This is a genomic window from Streptomyces zagrosensis (assembly GCF_014203645.1).
Taxonomy (GTDB): domain Bacteria; phylum Actinomycetota; class Actinomycetes; order Streptomycetales; family Streptomycetaceae; genus Streptomyces; species Streptomyces zagrosensis.
Genome location: NZ_JACHJL010000019.1, coordinates 35,506 through 53,060, shown reverse-complemented (window position 1 = coordinate 53,060; position 17,555 = coordinate 35,506). Strand labels below are relative to the sequence as shown.

The window sequence follows — 17,555 nt, the reverse complement described above, 5'->3', positions numbered from 1 at the left end:
TCAACCATCAACCCCACGGCCCAGTTCCCACAGCCGGAGCTTGCCTGCGTCATCGACCGCCCACTCCGCGCCGGTGACGCCGTCGCGGGTGGCGACGTACTGCTTCCCCTGCCACAGCGGCAGCACGGGCACCTCGTCGGCGACGATGTCCTGTATCTGCTGGAAGTCCTTGACGGCCGCGGTGCGCTGCTCCTGCTGTCGCGTGCGCCTGATCAGGACGTCCTCGATCATCGTGTTCCGGTAGGGGGAGTTGAGGAAGTTGTCGGCGCCGAAGAACGGCGCGATGTAGTTGTCCGGGTCGGGAAAGTCCGGGTACCAACCCATGCCGTACGCGGCGTACTTCCCCTTGGCCGCAGCCGGCCGGAACTTCGACCAGGGCACGTCCTGGATCTTCGCCTCGAACAGCCGGCTCGCGTTGAGCTGCCCCTGGAGCGTCTGGAACTCCTTGACTGACGCCGGCCCGTAGTGGTCGGACGAGTAGCTGAGGGTCAGCTTCACCGGGGTCGTGACACCGGCGTCCCGCAGGATCTTCCGGGCCTTGGCAACGCTGGGCTCGCCGTAGGTGTTGTGGAAGGAGTTGGTGTGCGCTGAGGTACCGGTCGGCACCAGCGAGTACAGCGGCACAGTGGTGCGCCGGTAGACGTCCCGCGCCAGCGCTGGCCGGTCAATGAGCTGCGCCATCGCCTGCCGCGTCGCCTTCTCACGCACCGATGACGCGTTGGTGTTGAAGGCGAGGTAACGAATTTCCTGACCTGACGACTCGGTGACTTTGACGTCCGCCTGGCCGCCATCGCGCAGGCGCACGATCTGCTCCGGTGCCAGGGTGCGGTTCAGCGCGCTGATGTCGCCCTTGGTGAGCGCCTTCTCCATGGCCTTGGAGTCATCGAAGAACCGCATTTCGACCTTGCTGTTCTTGACCTCGACCGCGCCCTTGTAGTCGGGGTTCTTGGTGAAGACGGCCTTGGTCAACCGGTTGTCGTGGGTCTCGGTACGCAGCGTGTACGGGCCCGAGCCGCTGGCCTCGAAGCCGGCCCTGAGCTTGCCCTTGTCATAGTCCTCGCTGTCAAGCAGCGCGGCGGCCGGGGTCGCGAGCTTGTGCGGGAAGGTGGCGTCGGGCGACTTCAGATGGAAGACGACCTCCAACTCACTGGCGGCCTCGACCTTGTCGATGTTGCCGGTCAGCGACAGGGGTCCGTTCTCGTAGTCGATGCCAAGCGTGCGTTGGAAGGAGAAGACCACGTCCTTTGCGGTCAACTCGTGCCCGTTGGCGAACGTCAGGCCCTCGCGCAGCGTGCAGCGGAACTGCTCGCTCTGCTTGTCCTGGAATCCACAGTTCCGAGCGGCGTCCGGCGCCGGCTGATTGCCCGAACGCGGCATACGCACGAGCGTCTGGAAGACGTTGTGCATCACGCCCCACGCTCCCACGTCATACACCTGGGCCGGATCGAGCGGCGCTGGCGCCGCATCCGTTGCCTCGATCAGATCCGTACTTCCCACGACGATGGAGTCGCCACCCGAGCCCGCACCACTCGTGCCCCCGCAACCCGCGAGAACAGATGTCAACAAGCCCGCCATCGCAGGCAACACCATCGTCTTACGGTTCATTCTCGGGGGTCTCCCTACCATCGAAACCCGGAACCCTACCGTTGTTCGGTGAGCGGGCTACGGGGCTGTGCTGAAGTGCTCCGCAAGACATTAGTAGTCGTCACCAGCATTACCGGAACGCAACGGAGTTGAGGCGATATCCCGACGTTATAACGCTCTCCTCTAGTGAGATATACGCACCCGGGAACGATTCGTGCGAGAGAACGCCAAACGGGACACAAGGACTTACCCGAAACCGACCGAATCGGTCAGCCAGCACACTCAACCACCGTCTGTCGATGGCCATTCCGGTGAGATAAATCACGGCCGGCGTGCGGGGGTGATACGCGTTTATGGCCTGGCCGGCGGGCCGATGCGCCGAGCAGAAATTGATCAGCTTATTTGGCCGGCGGCATCCCGCACTCCCCGCGCGCACCGTGATCAATTTCCGTAGTCTCGGCGCCGGCGCAGCGGAAGTTCGGTGCGCGACACGACATGAACTGTAGTGCTCCCGCACCGTGTTGGGCCTGCGGCGAGTTCCGCGCTTGGCCTCACGGGAGTTCGCTATGCCCGTGCGACTTCGCTCGGCGATGGGCCGCTGTTCGCCTCGTACTGTGCGGTCTACGCCTTCTACCGCGCGGATTGCGCTGCACACCGTACGAGCTCTACTTCGCGCTACGTAGAGTTCGCTTCGCGCTGTGTATGACGGGTATGGCGCACGGGCGAAGGTGGAATACGAGCGGCGACCGATCGATTACGCAATGGTCGTCCGAGCTTGATCAACTGGCTTCACCAGGGTGTGAAGAAAAGCGAGATTGACGTCCTCCAGGGACCGCATGATGGTCCGGCCTGGCGCGGGCTCGATCGGCACAACCGATGGCACCGCCAGCACCGGGCAGCCCGCGGCCTCGGCGGCCGTCACGCCGGTCACGGTGTCCTCGATGACCACGCACCGCTGCGGGTCGGCCCCCAGACCAGCAGCCGCGAGCAGATAGGGGTCCGGATGCGGCTTGGTCCGCTCGACCTCGTCACCGGCGACGGTGAGCGCGAAGTTCTCGGCCCCCAGTGAGACCAGCACCCGGTCGATGACCCGCCGGTGGGATGCGGAGACCAGCGCGGTCGGCACACCGTGCGCGGCCAGCTCGGTCAGCAGCCCCCTGGCGCCGGGCAGCAGCGGCACCGTGCTCCCGATCAGCTCGGTGAATCGGGTGTTGAGCAGCGTGATCAGCTCGTCCAACGCGATGTCGGCGCCGGTGGCCTCGATCAGGTAGGAGGCGCTGCGCGACATGGGGCCACCGACGACGACCGTACGGTGCGCCTCGTCCAGCACATGCCCGAGCTCGGCGAAGATCGCAGCCTCTGCCGTCCACCACACGCCCTCCGTGTCCACGAGGGTGCCGTCCATGTCCAGCAGGACGCCCTCCAGGGCAGGGGCGGGGGCTTGGGTCAGCCGGGTATCGACAGCCGGGATGCTGCTGGTCATCGGTGTACCTCCGTAACGAGAGCCCCTTCGCGGGAGGCTCGCCTGCCTGGCGGGGCGGAACCCTCACAAGGCCACAACGAGCCGGTCACCCTCCGCTGGGCGGAGGGCAACCGGCTGCTACCGGACCGATAAGTGTACGTCGGGTGCGCTGGGAGCGCGCTGGGATATCGCACGCCCCTGCCAGGCAGGGCGCCACCGTGGCGGCGCGGGGCGCCCCTGCACCGGGTCTTCTTGGCACCCGGGCCCCGATAAGGCCCACGCCCCACCTGAGCCCTTGCCAGGCCCGGGTGCCTGAGCCCTTGCCGGCCCGGGCGCCTCGGCCCTTGCCGCGCCCGCAACCGGCTCCGCCCCGGTCGCGCGCGGTGCGCGGCCGGGGCGGAGGGGAACGGTTCTAGCAGGTGGGGGTCAGCGGGCGTTGAAGTACTTCGCTTCCGGGTGGTGGATCACGATGGCGTCCGTGGACTGCTCCGGATGGAGCTGGAACTCCTCCGAGAGCTCCACGCCGATCCGTTCCGGCTTCAGCAGATCGGCGATCTTCGCGCGGTCCTCCAGATCCGGGCAGGCGCCGTAGCCGAGGGAGAAGCGCGCACCTCGGTACTTCAGGTCGAACATCGCATCGACGGAGTCCGGGTCCTCCCCGGCAAAGCCGAGTTCGGAGCGGACGCGGGCGTGCCAGTATTCGGCCAGCGCCTCGGCGAGCTGGACGGAGAGGCCGTGTAGTTCGAGGTAGTCGCGGTAGGAGTTGGCCTCGAAGAGCTCGGCCGTGGCTCCGCCGATCTTCGAGCCGACCGTGACGACCTGGAGGCCGACCACGTCCCGCTCCCCCGACTCCTCCGGGCGGAAGTAGTCGGCGAGGCACAGCCTGCGGCTCCGACGCTGGCGGGGGAAGGTGAACCGGGTGCGCTCAGTGCCGTCCTCGTGCAGCAGCACCAGGTCATCACCCTTGGACACGCACGGGAAGTAGCCGTAGACCACGGCCGCCTCCAGCAGGTTCTCAGTCAGCAGCTTGTCCAACCAGCCGCGCAGCCGGGGCCGCCCCTCGGTCTCGACCAGTTCCTCGTAGGTCGGTCCGTCGCCGGTACGCGCCTGCTTGAGGCCCCACTGGCCCTTGAACAACGCGCCCTCGTCCAGCCAGGACGCGTAGTCCACGAGCTGAATGCCCTTGACCACCCGGGTCCCCCAAAACGGCGGCTCGGGCACCGGGTTGTCGGTGGCCACATCGGAGCGCGCCGGGCCCTCATCCGGCTCCGGCTCGCTCACCTCGACGGCGCGCTTGGCCACCCGCCGCTGTCGTAGCTCGGGCAGTGCGGCGCCCGGCACGCCGCGCTTGACGGCGATCAGCGCGTCCATCAGCCGCAGTCCCTCGAAGGCGTCCCTGGCGTAGCGAACCTCGCCCTCGTAGATCTCGTACAGGTCCTGTTCGACGTACGCACGAGTCAGGGCGGCGCCGCCGAGGATGACCGGGTAGTCGGCGGCCATCTTGCGCTGGTTCAGCTCTTGCAAGTTCTCTTTCATGATCACGGTGGACTTCACCAGCAGCCCTGACATGCCGATCACGTCCGCCCGGTGTTCCTCAGCGGCCTCCAAGATCGCCGAGACGGGCTGCTTGATGCCCAGGTTGACGACGTTGTAGCCGTTGTTGGACAGGATGATGTCCACGAGGTTTTTGCCGATGTCATGGACGTCGCCGCGCACGGTGGCGAGCACGATGGTGCCCTTCCCATCCGCGTCCGTCTTTTCCATGTGCGGCTCCAGATAGGCCACCGCGGTCTTCATGACCTCGGCCGACTGGAGGACGAACGGGAGCTGCATCTGGCCGGAGCCGAACAGCTCGCCGACCACCTTCATGCCTTCAAGCAGCGTGTCATTGACGATCTCAAGCGCTGGACGGATGGACAGGGCCTCATCCAGGTCCCGCTCAAGGCCCTTCTTCTCACCGTCGATGATGCGCCGCTGGAGGCGCTCGTCCAGCGGCAGGGCCAGCAGTTCTTCGGCCCTGCCTGCCTTGAGCGACTTGGTGGTCGCGCCCTCGAAGAGTCCGAGGAACGTTTGCAGCGGGTCATAACCCTCCGCACGCCGGTCGTAGATGAGGTCAAGCGCGGTCTTGACCTCCTGTTCCTCCAGCCGGGCGATGGGCAAGATCTTCGAGGCGTGCACGATGGCCGAGTCCAGGCCGGCCTTGACGCATTCATCGAGGAAGACGGAGTTCAGCACGATGCGGGCGGGCGGGTTGAGACCGAAGGAGATGTTCGACAGGCCCAGCGTGGTCTGCACGTCCGGGTGCAGGCGCTTCAGTTGGCGGATGGCCTCAATGGTGTTGAGGCCGTCCCGGCGAGACTCCTCCTGGCCGGTGCAGATGGTGAAGGTGAGGCAGTCGATGAGGATGTCCGACTCGTGGATGCCCCAGTTGGTCGTCAGGTCCTCAATCAGCCGTTCGGCGATCGCGATCTTGTGCTCGACGGAGCGGGCCTGGCCCTCCTCGTCAATGGTGAGCGCCATCAGCGCGGCGCCGTGCTCCCGGGCCAGGGCGCTGACGCGGGCGAAGCGGGACTCGGGCCCGGCGCCGTCCTCGTAGTTGACCGAGTTGATCACCGCGCGCCCGCCGAGCTTTTCCAAACCGGCGCGGATGACGTCCACCTCGGTGGAGTCGAGCACGAGCGGCAGGGTGGAGGCGGTGGCGAAGCGGCCCGCCAGTTCGCGCATGTCGGCAACGCCGTCTCGGCCGACGTAGTCCACACACAGGTCGAGCAGGTGGGCGCCCTCGCGGATCTGGTCGCGGGCCATCTCCACGCAGTCGTCCCAGCGGCCCGCCAGCATGGCCTCGCGGAACTTCTTGGAGCCGTTCGCGTTCGTCCGCTCGCCGATCGCCAGGTACGAGGTGTCCTGGCGGAACGGGACGGTCTGGTAGAGGGAGGCGGCGCCGGGCTCGGGGCGCGGGTTGCGCACGGTGGGTGTCATGTCCCGCACCCGTTCAACGACCTGGCGCAGATGCTCGGGCGTGGTGCCGCAGCAGCCGCCGATCAGCGAGAGCCCGTACTCCCGGACGAACATCTCATGGGCGTCGGCCAGCTCGCCAGGTGAGAGCGGGTAGTGCGCGCCGTTCTTGCCGAGCACGGGCAGTCCGGCATTGGGCATGGCGGAGACCCGGGTACGGGCGTGCCGGGCCAGATAGCGCAGGTGCTCGCTCATCTCGGCAGGACCGGTCGCGCAGTTGAGGCCGATCATGTCGATGCCCAGCGGTTCGAGCGCGGTGAGGGCCGCACCGATCTCGGAGCCGAGCAGCATGGTGCCGGTGGTCTCGACGGTGACCTGCACAAGGAGCGGCAGGTTCACGCCCGCATCGGTCAGCGCCCGCTTGACGCCGATCACGGACGCCTTGGTCTGCAACAGGTCCTGCGTCGTCTCCACCAGCAGGGCGTCGGCACCGCCCGCGATCAGCCCTGCGGCGTTTTGCTGGTACGCATCGCGCAGCGCGTCGTACGGGGCGTGGCCCAGTGTGGGCAGCTTGGTGCCGGGCCCCATCGAGCCGAGCACCCAGCGGGGGCGGCCATCGGCAGCGAACTCATCGGCGACCTCGCGGGCGATACGGGCGCCCGACTCGGACAGTTCGTAGATCCGGTCAGCAATGTCGTACTCGCCCAGCGCCGATAGATTGGCGCCGAAGGTGTTCGTCTCCACACAGTCAACGCCGACGGCGAAGTACTCCTGGTGAACGCTGCGCACGATGTCGGGGCGGGTGACGTTGAGAATCTCGTTGCAGCCTTCGAGCTGCTCGAAGTCGTCGAGGCTGGGGTCCTGCGCCTGAAGCATCGTGCCCATCGCGCCGTCCGCAACCACCACTCGGGTGGCTAGGGCCTCGCGCAGTGCGCCTACTCGGTCGGTGCTGTTGGACGATGGCTTGTGCGAGGCCATGGGTGAGCTCTCCCTGAGGTGCGACGGCTGTCGGCTTTGCGTCTTCCGGTGGAAGGCGCACCCGGCCAGCCTAGCTCTCGGCCCTGAAGCGGCGCCGGATGTCCCACGAGACGGGACGGCGAAGGGTGGCGAATAACGGCCAAGAACAGCCGAGAACAGCCGAGAACGGCCAGAACGGCAGCATCCTGGACGTTTTCTAGATCTTTTTCGCCTGGCGTTCTGGTACCCCAAGGTCGGCATGGGCCGATAGTGTTCAGCATTGTCGAACCGTGTTGGTCGAACTCAAGAGGAGGTTGCGCGATGGCACGGACCATCCAGTCGCTTGAGCGCGCCGCGGCGATGCTCCGGCTGTTGGCGGGCGGCGAGCGCAGGCTTGGCCTATCCGATATCGCGTCCTCGCTTGGCCTCGCCAAGGGCACCGCGCACGGCATTTTGCGCACCCTCCAACAGGAGGGCTTCGTCGAACAGGACGCAGCATCGGGCCGCTATCAGTTGGGCGCGGAGCTGCTGCGGCTAGGCAACAGCTACCTCGATGTACATGAGCTGCGCGCCCGGGCCCTGGTGTGGACGGATGACCTTGCCCGGTCCAGCGGCGAGAGCGTGTACCTGGGGGTGGTGCACCAGCAGGGCGTGCTGATCGTTCACCACGTCTTTCGGCCCGACGACAGCCGCCAGGTGCTTGAGGTGGGGGCGATGCATCCGCTGCACAGCACGGCCCTTGGCAAGGTGCTGTCCGCGTACGACCCGGTGGCCCACACCGAGGTGGCCGAGGGAAAGCGCGAGGTGTTCACACCTCGTACGGTGACCGGGCTCGCGGAGTTCGAGGAGGTTCTCGATCTGGCCAGGGCGCGCGGCTGGGCGGCCGATGTGGAAGAGACCTGGGAGGGCGTGGCCTCGGTGGCGGCGCCGGTCCATGACCGGCGCCGGATGCCGGTGGGCGCGGTGGGCATCACCGGCGCGGTGGAGCGGGTCTGTGCGGACGGTGCGCTGCGCTCGGATCTGGTCGCCGCCGTACGGGACTGCGCCCGGGCCGTCTCTCGTGACCTGGGCGCCGGCCGTTTTTGACCTGCCCTGGGTGCCGCCGGCAACCGGCCACCACCCCCGCCACGGGTTCGGGCGCGACTAGGGGCTTAGGCGGGGCTCGGACGCAGGCGGGCCGCACCATACGCACGCGCGGGGCCGCGGCACACAGGGCTGCTGACACATCGAGGGCTGCCCCGGCCCCGGCTACGACGCTGAGCCGGCCCTGCCCAGACCGCGGCCAGCCACGGCCGTCTGCCCTGGTCGCCGTCCAGGCACGCCTGCCTACCCCGCCTGCCCGCCTGCCTGCCTGCCTTTCGCGCGGGTTTCGCGGGCCGCCTGCGTGCTGTTCGGTCGCCGACCGGCGATCGCTGCTAGTTCGTGAGGCCGCGGCTGGCCCGTGAGGCCGCTGCTCGCGGAAGGTGCCGCAACCACCCGCCGTAACCACCCTGCACTCCCCGTGAGTTACCGGCGAGTTTTGCGTCACAGGACTCTTGACGCGACCGAGGCGGTGAAGAAAACTGCCGTTCATCGGTCGGCATTGTCGAACATCTAACGACAATATTCGCTATGGTGGGCACTGCCACGGGCCGGTGAACGCGCTCACCGAGCGCGCGAACCTCCGGTAGGGACCCGGGGTTCGCCTTCCCTGGACGAACGACAAAGGAGTCGCGGGTGTCCAGCTCCGACATCTTCTTCGGCGAAACCATCGGTACCGCCGTCTTGATCCTGCTTGGCGGCGGCGTGGTGGCCGCTGTCACACTCAAGCGGTCAAAGGCCCTCAACGCAGGCTGGCTCGCCATTACCTTCGGGTGGGGTTTTGCCGTACTGACCGGCGCGTACATCGCGGGCGGCCTCAGCGGTGCCCATCTGAACCCGGCGGTGACCGTCGGCCTCGCCATCAAGGGCGGTGCGGGCGGCACCCAGTGGAGTGACGTACCGCTCTACTTCGCCTCCCAGCTGCTCGGCGCGATGATAGGTGCCGTGCTGGTGTGGATCTCGTACTACGGCCACTTCCATGCCCACCTCACCGCTCCCGAGGTCATCGGGGCGGCCACCGGGCAAGAGGGCCTTGTCGATAAGTCGGCAGCACCCGCCGCCGGGCCCGTGCTCGGCATCTTCTCCACCGGTCCGGAGATCCGCCACGCCGTGCAGAACCTGGCCACCGAGATCATCGCCACCACCGTTCTCGTGCTGGCCATCCTTACCCAAGGCCTCACCAAGGGCCTGGCCGTCTCGGGCACCGGCGCCCTGATGACCGCGCTCGTCGTGGTCGGACTCGGCCTCTCCCTCGGCGGGCCGACCGGCTACGCCATCAACCCGGTGCGCGACCTCGGCCCGCGCATCGTGCACGCCCTGCTGCCGCTGCCCAACAAGGGCGGCTCGGACTGGGGCTACGCCTGGATTCCCGTCGTCGGCCCGCTTGCTGGCGGGGCCATCGCCGGCGGACTCTACGAACTCGCCTTCGCATAAAGCCCCCACCGACGCAACTCAGCAGGAGCCGCACATCATGACCGACACCCAGGACTACACCTCGGGCCCAGGCGCCGCATCGCACGGGCACGGGCACGGCCCGTTCATCGCGTCCATCGACCAGGGCACCACCTCAAGCCGCTGCATCGTCTTCGACCGGGACGGCCGCATCGTCGCGGTCGACCAAAAGGAGCACGAGCAGATCTTCCCGAAGCCGGGCTGGGTGGAGCACGACGCCGCCGAAATTTGGACCAACGTCCAAGAGGTCGTCGACAGGGCGATCGCCAAGGCCGGCATCACCGGCGCCGACGTCAAGGCCATCGGCATCACCAACCAGCGCGAGACCACCTTGCTCTGGGACAAGGCCACCGGCGAGCCGGTGCACAACGCGCTGGTCTGGCAGGACACCCGCACCGACGCGTTGTGCAAGGAACTAGGTCGCAACGTCGGATCGGACCGTTTCCGGCGCGAGACCGGGCTACCCCTCGCCTCCTACTTCGCCGGCCCCAAGATCCGTTGGCTGCTCGACCACGTGGACGGGTTGCGCGAGCGGGCCGAGGCGGGCGAGATCCTCTTCGGCACCATGGACTCCTGGGTCATCTGGAACCTCACCGGCGGACCCCATGGAGGCGTACACGTCACCGACGTCACCAACGCCTCGCGCACCATGCTCATGAACCTGGCCACGCTGGACTGGGACGAACGCATCCTGACGTCCATGGAGATCCCGGCCGCCGTGCTGCCCACGATCCGCTCGTCGGCCGAGGTCTACGGCACCGCGGCGGCCGGCGCCCTCGCGGGGGTGCCAGTGGCCTCCGCGCTCGGCGACCAGCAGGCCGCGCTGTTCGGCCAGACCTGCTTCGACAAGGGCGAGGCGAAATCCACGTACGGCACCGGCACCTTCCTGCTGATGAACACCGGTGACGCGCCAGTCAACTCCTACAACGGCCTGCTGACCACCGTCGGGTACCGGATCGGCGACCAGGCACCGGTCTACGCGCTGGAAGGCTCGATCGCCGTCACCGGGTCGCTGGTGCAGTGGATGCGCGACCAGATGGGCCTGATCAAGAGCGCGGCCGAGATCGAGACGCTCGCCAGCTCCGTCGAGGACAACGGCGGCGCCTACTTCGTACCCGCCTTCTCCGGCCTGTTCGCCCCCTACTGGCGTGCCGACGCAAGAGGCGTGATCGCCGGACTCACCCGCTACGTCACCAAGGCGCACATCGCGCGTGCCGTGCTTGAGGCCACCGCTTGGCAGACCCGCGAGATCGTGGACGCCATGACCAAGGACTCCGGTGTCGAGCTGACCGCCCTCAAGGTTGATGGCGGAATGACCTCCAACAACCTGCTGATGCAAACCCTTTCGGACTTCCTGGACGCGCCCGTGGTGCGCCCCATGGTTGCCGAGACCACTGCACTCGGCGCGGCCTACGCCGCGGGTCTGGCCGTCGGATTCTGGCCGGACACCGATGCCCTGCGCGCCAACTGGCGCCGGGCCGCCGAGTGGACACCCCGGATGGAAGCGGACGTACGCGACCGCGAGTACAAGAACTGGCTCAAGGCCGTCGAGCGGTCCATGGGCTGGATCGAGGACGAGGAGTAATCATGACCACCCTGCAGAGCGTCCCCGAGCCCGGGACGCGCCCGGCTGCCGGTCCGCGCCAGGACCGCGCCGAAACCCGGGACCGACTGTCCAGTGCGACGTACGACCTCCTGGTGATCGGCGGCGGCATCCTGGGCACCTCGGTGGCCTGGCACGCCGCGCAATCCGGACTGCGGGTCGCGATGGTGGACGCCGGCGACTTCGCCGGCGCCACCTCGTCCGCGTCATCCAAGCTGGTCCACGGCGGTCTGCGCTACCTACAGACCGGCGCGGTCAAGCTGGTCGCGGAAAACCACCACGAGCGGCGGGTACTGGCCAAGGACGTGGCCCCGCACCTGGTCAGCCCGCTCACCTTCTACCTGCCGGTCTACAAGGGCGGCCCGCACGGGGCCGCCAAGCTCGGCGCGGGCGTATTCGCCTATTCCGCGCTGTCCGCGTTCGGCGATGGCGTCGGCCGGGTCATCTCACCCGCCAAGGCCGCCGCCGACAATCCGGCGCTGCGCACCGAGAACCTCAAGGCCGTAGCCGTATTCGGTGACCACCAGATGAACGACTCCCGGGTCGCGGTGATGACCGTGCGCGCCGCGGCCGAGTCCGGTGCCATAGTCCTCAACCACGCCAAGGTGCAGAGCCTGCGCTTCACGCACGGCCGGGTCAGCGGCGCGGAGCTACGCGACAGCGTGGACGGCACCGAGTTCGGCGTGGACGCCCGGATCGTGCTCAACGCCACCGGCCCCTGGGTGGACCACCTGCGCACCATGGAGGACAAGGGCGCGGCGCCCAGCATCCGGCTCTCCAAGGGCGCGCACGTGGTACTCAAGCGAAAGGCCCCGTGGAAGGCCGCCATGTCGACGCCGGTCGATAAGTACCGGATCACCTTCGCGCTGCCCTGGGAAGACCAGCTTCTCCTGGGCACCACGGACGAGGCGTACGAGGGCGACCCGGCGGATGTGCGGGCCACCGATGCCGACATCGACCAGATCCTGGAAGAGGCGGCGTTCTCGGTCCGCGACGAGCATCTGTCGCGGGATTTGATCACCTACGCGTACGCGGGGCTGCGGGTGCTGCCCGGTGGGCCCGGCGGCACCGAGTCCGCCAAGCGCGAGACGGTGGTCACCGAGGGCCGCGGCGGGATGCTGTCGGTGGCGGGCGGCAAGTGGACCACATACCGCCACATCGGCCGCACCGTGATGAACAAGCTGGCCAAGCTGCCCGGCGGGGCGCTCGCCGATGACATGGAGCCGCTGTCCCAGCTCCCGCGCCGGGTGCCGCTCCCCGGCATCGCCAACCCGAACGCCGTCGCACACCGACTCCTGATGGACCGCGAGCCGGGCGTACGGATGGACCCGCTCACCGCCCGCCAACTCGCCACCCACTACGGCTCGCTGTCCTTCGAGATCGCCCGCCTGGTCGCCGATGACCCGGCCCTCGGCGAGCGCATCCACCCGGACGGCCCGGAGATCTGGGCGCAGGTCGTGTACGCGCGCGACCACGAGTGGGCCGAGACCGTCGATGACGTGCTGCGCCGCCGCACCACGCTCACCGTCCGCGGCCTGGACACCGAGGAGGTGCGGGCCACGGTCGCGGACCTGCTGCGCCGCTAGCGCGCGGTCTGGGCCGGACCCATCCGGCCCAGACCGGGCCACACTGCGCTGGGCGGGGCTAGTTTGAGCTGGACTGAGCTGGACTGAGCTGGGTGAAGCCGGGCCGCCCGAGCGGGTGGGCCCGGCACCCCGGCGACTGAGGGGAGAGACTCCTGACGGGGCTTCTCCCCTCGGTCGTTGCCCGCCGCACCCGGTCAGCTTCGGTCGCCTTCAGCCATCCTTTGCCGCCTTGTGTCGCCTTCGGTTCGCTCTCGGCCGTACGATGACGCGCCCGCGCCGGTAGACGGAAAGCGGAGCTCAACGCGGAAGCCGCCCACCCGCGACCGACCGCGCCCCTCATCGCATCGCACCACGGTTGCGCTCCACGCTGTGAGCTAAACGTGATGCGTCCACAGGGGCTGCGGGCAAGGGTGGGGGAAGCCGTAGGCTTGGGGCCGCACGCAATGGAACTGGAACCGGCGGGGTCTCCCGACCACCCCGGTCGGAAGGAGGCGCTGGGTGATCGAGCTTGAGGGGGTTCCCGAGCTGATCGACCCGGTCATGATCTGTGCCTTCGAGGGTTGGAACGACGCCGGGGACGCCGCGTCCACCGCGGTCGGGCACCTGGACCGGGAATGGAAGGGTGAGGTCTTCGCGGCGCTCGATGCCGAGGACTACTACGACTTCCAGGTCAATCGGCCCACCGTCTGGCTGGACGGCGGGGTCCGCAAGGTCACCTGGCCGACTACTCGGCTCTCGGTGGTCAGGACCGGCGGCGACAAGCCGCGCGACCTCGTGCTGGTGCGAGGCATCGAGCCGAGCATGCGCTGGCGCTCGTTCTGCAACGAGATCCTCGGCTTCGCGCACGAACTGGGCGTGGAGATGGTCGTAGTCCTAGGGGCGCTGCTGGGCGACACCCCGCACACTCGGCCAGTGCCGGTCAGCGGCGTGACATCGGACCCGGATCTGGCCCGCACCCTCGACCTGGAGGAGTCCCGCTACGAGGGCCCGACCGGCATTGTCGGCATCCTCCAGGAATCATGCACGCATGCCGGTGTTCCGGCGGTGAGCCTGTGGGCGGCGGTGCCGCACTACGTGTCGCAGCCGCCCAACCCGAAGGCCACGCTGGCACTGCTCAACCGTCTGGAGGACCTGCTCGGGCTGCGTATCCCGCTCGGCGAATTGCCGGAGGACGCGCGGGCCTGGCAACTGGGCGTGGACCAACTCGCCGCAGAGGACAGCGAGGTGGCCGAGTATGTGCAGTCGCTGGAGGAAGCCCGCGATACGGCGGAGTTGCCTGAGGCGTCGGGTGAGGCCATCGCCCGGGAGTTCGAACGGTATCTACGCCGGCGGGACGGCCAACCGGGGCCAGGTGGTCACGCCACGGACACCGGCGGCATCGCCGACGGCCGCGATTCCTACCTTCGCGATACGACGAGCGGGCGGACCCGTCCAGCCAGGCCAACGGCGCGCGAAGAGCCCAAGGAGGAGCCGGGGGACGGGCCACAGGACGAGCCGGAAAGCGAGCCCAAGGCCGAGGCAGATGGCGAGTCGAAGGACGGCCCATCGGGCGGGGCCATGAACGACCCCGACCACCAGGCGACCGCCAACGGCAATCGCGCCAAGAGCTCCGCAGACGACACAGGCAGCACAGGCAGCACAGACGGCACAGACGGCAAGGACGACGCAGAGGCCACGGACGCCGAAGACACCAAGGGCCCCCCGGACGCCGAAGACGCTGAACAAGACCCTGCCGCCAAGGACGACGCGGCCGAGCAGGACACCAAGGGCAGTGACACCAAGGGCAGTGACGGCACGGGCAGCAGCAACGCCGCCGGTGGTAGCAAGGGCAGCGGCAACAAGGGCGGTGCGGCCGGGGGCCGCAGCGGCGAGGCGGACGGCGGTGCCTAAGTCACCGCACAGCCTCAACTCACCGCACGGTAGAGGCTGAGCCACCGGTACGGGGACGGGCCGCAGCCCGCCCCCGTACCGGCATGGTGCTCCGCCGCAGGGTGCGCTGGCCCTACAGGGCCACACCAAGCAGTGCGTCAACGGCGCGCGAGACGACACCGGGGGCGCCCTCGTCGGTGCCGCCATCGTCCGCCTGCTGTGCCGCCCAGCGGTCCACTGCCGCCAGCGCGGCCGGTGCGTCCAGGTCGTCGGCCAGCGCCGCGCGCATCTCCTCGACCACGGCTTCGGCCGCGGGGCCATCGGGCCGAGAGACCGCGGCACGCCAGCGGCCCAGCCGCTCGCGCGCCGCGCTCAGCACCTCGTCCGTCCACTCCCAGTCGGCGCGGTAGTGGTGCGCGAGGAGGGAGAGACGGATCGCCGCCGGGTCCACGCCATCTCGCCGAAGCTGGGATACAAAGACCAGGTTGCCCTTGGATTTGGACATCTTAGCGCCGTCAAGGGCGACCATCCCGGCGTGGACGTACGCCTTGGCGAAGGGTCGTTCGCCGGTAAGCACCTGGGCGTGCGATACGCCCATCTCGTGGTGCGGGAACACCAGGTCGGAGCCGCCGCCCTGCACATCGAAACCCATGCCGAAGTGTTCCAGCGCGATGGCGACACACTCGATGTGCCAGCCGGGACGGCCAGCTCCCAGCGAAGCACCGTCCCAGCTCGGTTCGCCCGGTCGGGCGGCCATCCACAGCATCGGGTCGAGCGGGTTCTTCTTGCCCGGGCGGTCCGGGTCACCGCCGCGCTCGGCCGACAGCAGCCGCATGGCCTGCGCATCGAGTCCGGAGACGGCGCCGAAGTCGGGATCGGACTCGACGGAGAAGTAGGTGTCGCCCTCGACCTCGTAGGCGGCGCCCAGCTCGCGCAGCCGCTCCACCAGCGGAACGATGCGCGGTATGGACTCGACCGCGCCGATGTAGTGGCGGGGCGGCAGCATGCGCAGGGCGGTCATGTCCTCGCGGAAGAGAGCGGTCTCGCGCTCGGAGAGCGCGGTCCAGTCCTCCCCGTTGGCGACCGCCCGCTCTAGCAGCGGGTCGTCGATGTCCGTGACGTTCTGGACATAGTGCACCTGCCGCTTGGTATCGAGCCACACGCGCTGCACCAGGTCAAACGCGTTATAGGTCGCCGCGTGTCCCATATGGGTGGCGTCGTACGGCGTGATGCCGCAGACATAGACGCGAGCGACGGGACCGGGGTCGAGGGCCATCGGCCCTCCGGTCGCAGTGTCGTAAATCCGGAGGTCGCGGCCCCTGCCGGGCAGGGCGGGGACCTCAGAAGCGGGCCAGGCATACATGTCATGAGCGTAACCGGACGCGGCATCCGGCTACGCACCGGATCGGATGTCTTGGCGCGATAGGCGGTCTTGCGTCAGCGCCTGCACCATGCTGCGTCAGACCGGAGGCCAGGGGATCGCGGGCCACTGGCCGCTGGGCTGCGGGTGCCTGCCGCTTCGCAGCAGATCGGCTATCCGGCCGCGGAGCGCCTCGATCTCAGCGGTGGTGATGAGTTCCGCCATGCGTGCGGCCAGCGGTCGAGTGTCGGCCAAATCGTCTGAAAGTCGCCGTAGCACTCGGCCCGCCTCATCGGTCAGCGGCTCCCCCGCCCAGCCCCACAGGAGGGTGCGCAGCTTGTCCTCCGCGTTGAAGGTGACTCCGTGGTCGATGGCGTAGACCTCGCCGGTCGCGGTGGGCAGCAGATGCCCGCCCTTGCGGTCGCCGTTGTTGATGACGGCGTCGAGTACGGCAAGCCGCCGCAGTCGCGGATCATCGGCGTGTACGAGGAGTGCGGTACGGCCATCGCCCACATCGGCGTAGCCGACCGCCTTCCAGCCGGGCCCCGGCTCACCGCCCTCGACCAGCGCGAGCAGCTGCGGCCCCGGGGAGTCGCTGTCACCGGCTGGGGGCTCGATCCACAGTTGGCACATGCCCTCCCCGTACGGCCCCTCGCGCAACACTGTCGGCGGGATCAGCCCCCACCCGGTGGCCTCGGAGATCTCGTACGCGGCGACCTCTCGCCGGGCCAGATTGCCGTCCGGGAAGTCCCACAGTGGCCGCTCTCCAGCCACTGGCTTGTAGACGCACTCCAGGCTCTGTCCGCGGTGGGTGACCGTGCACAGCAGCACGGCGTTGGACGCATCGGTGACCTGGCCGCGCACGGTCAGCTCACCGGCGGCCAGCGCCTCGCGCGGCGGCAGCGCACCGGACGCGACGGGGGACTTGGTAGCGGGCCCCTGCGGCATCAGGCCCCCCTGCGGTAGCCGTTCTGACGCGGGCATACGTGTCCCTCCGGGTCGAGCGGCAGGCTGCACAGCGGGCACGGCGGGCGGCCCGCGTTGACCACCTCAAGGGCGCGCTTGGCGAACGCGCGGGCCATGGTGCCGGTCAGTCGCACCCGCAGCATTGGCGGGCCGTTCACATCGTCTTGCAGCAGTCGTTCCTCGGCCTCGGCCAGGTCCTCGTCGGTGTCGGCCTCAAGCTCGACGAGCGCCTGCGCTTCCACGACCATGCGCTGCTCTTCGCCGTCCCAGGCCAGCGCCATGGTGCCGACCCGGAACTCCTCCTCCACTGGGGCGTCGAGCGGCGCCGCGTCAGCCATCTCGGAGGGCGCGACCGCAGGCACCGGGGCGTTGCCGCCGGTGCGCCGTACGACCTCGTCAAGCAGCTCATCGATCCGCTCGGCCAGGGCCTCCACCTGCGCCTTTTCCAATGCCACGCTGGTGGTGCGGCCGGCCGCAGTCGCTTGCAGGAAGAAAGTACGGCGGCCAGGTAGCCCGACCGTACCGGCGACGAAGCGGTCCGGCGGGTCATAGAGGAACACCTGACGGGACAACGTCCTGCTCCATTTTGTTTCGAGGTTCGGCTTGGGGTGAAGCTACGACGACGGCTGTGCGGCCCCGGCCCGCTGGTGGCCGTTGATTCCGTCGTCTTGGGCATCAAGA

The 17,555-nt window shown here is 68.6% G+C and carries 10 protein-coding genes and 1 pseudogene; 5 read left to right on the top strand and 6 right to left on the bottom strand.

Annotated features, from left to right (window positions below; translation table 11 throughout):
* From FHS42_RS28300 to metH, 3 genes are all read right to left on the bottom strand, one after another.
* Window positions 1-1,605: an ABC transporter substrate-binding protein gene (locus FHS42_RS28300; RefSeq protein ID WP_184576963.1), complete on the bottom strand. Its 1,605-nt coding sequence runs from the start codon at window positions 1,603-1,605 to the stop codon at window positions 1-3.
* A gap of 733 nt (window positions 1,606-2,338) precedes the next feature.
* A complete protein-coding gene (locus FHS42_RS28295; protein ID WP_184576960.1) occupies window positions 2,339-3,067 on the bottom strand; it encodes an HAD family hydrolase in 729 nt (242 codons plus the stop codon).
* Between the two features lie 405 nt (window positions 3,068-3,472).
* The gene (metH, locus tag FHS42_RS28290; protein WP_184576957.1) at window positions 3,473-6,979 is read right to left on the bottom strand and encodes a methionine synthase; all 3,507 of its coding nucleotides are present in this window, start codon (window positions 6,977-6,979) and stop codon (window positions 3,473-3,475) included.
* A gap of 300 nt (window positions 6,980-7,279) precedes the next feature.
* Between metH and FHS42_RS28285 the strand changes: the two genes are divergently transcribed.
* The 5 genes and pseudogenes from FHS42_RS28285 to FHS42_RS28265 form a co-directional block, all read left to right on the top strand.
* Window positions 7,280-8,044: an IclR family transcriptional regulator gene (locus FHS42_RS28285; protein WP_184576954.1), complete on the top strand. Its 765-nt coding sequence runs from the start codon at window positions 7,280-7,282 to the stop codon at window positions 8,042-8,044.
* A gap of 630 nt (window positions 8,045-8,674) precedes the next feature.
* Complete coding sequence (locus FHS42_RS28280) at window positions 8,675-9,472, top strand: MIP/aquaporin family protein (protein WP_184576952.1); 798 nt, start codon at window positions 8,675-8,677, stop codon at window positions 9,470-9,472.
* Between the two features lie 37 nt (window positions 9,473-9,509).
* A complete protein-coding gene (glpK, locus tag FHS42_RS28275; RefSeq protein ID WP_184576949.1) occupies window positions 9,510-11,075 on the top strand; it encodes a glycerol kinase GlpK in 1,566 nt (521 codons plus the stop codon).
* 2 nt (window positions 11,076-11,077) lie between these two features.
* Window positions 11,078-12,679 carry a glycerol-3-phosphate dehydrogenase/oxidase gene (locus FHS42_RS28270; RefSeq protein WP_184576946.1) on the top strand — a complete coding sequence of 534 codons (1,602 nt, stop codon included), beginning with the start codon at window positions 11,078-11,080 and terminating at the stop codon, window positions 12,677-12,679.
* Window positions 12,680-13,177: 498 nt separating this feature from the next.
* A pseudogene (locus FHS42_RS28265) lies at window positions 13,178-14,185 on the top strand (PAC2 family protein); the annotation flags it as partial.
* A gap of 496 nt (window positions 14,186-14,681) precedes the next feature.
* On the opposite strand, the gene mshC reads toward FHS42_RS28265, so the two are convergent.
* From mshC to FHS42_RS28250, 3 genes are all read right to left on the bottom strand, one after another.
* A complete protein-coding gene (gene mshC, locus FHS42_RS28260; protein WP_184576944.1) occupies window positions 14,682-15,911 on the bottom strand; it encodes a cysteine--1-D-myo-inosityl 2-amino-2-deoxy-alpha-D-glucopyranoside ligase in 1,230 nt (409 codons plus the stop codon).
* A gap of 96 nt (window positions 15,912-16,007) precedes the next feature.
* Window positions 16,008-16,892 (bottom strand): Rv2133c family protein, encoded by an 885-nt coding sequence (locus tag FHS42_RS28255; protein ID WP_184576942.1) that lies wholly within the window; start codon window positions 16,890-16,892, stop codon window positions 16,008-16,010.
* Window positions 16,856-17,446 carry an Rv2134c family protein gene (locus tag FHS42_RS28250; protein WP_184576939.1) on the bottom strand — a complete coding sequence of 197 codons (591 nt, stop codon included), beginning with the start codon at window positions 17,444-17,446 and terminating at the stop codon, window positions 16,856-16,858. Before FHS42_RS28250 ends, FHS42_RS28255 begins: the two co-directional genes overlap by 37 nt.
* Window positions 17,447-17,555 lie beyond the last annotated feature (109 nt).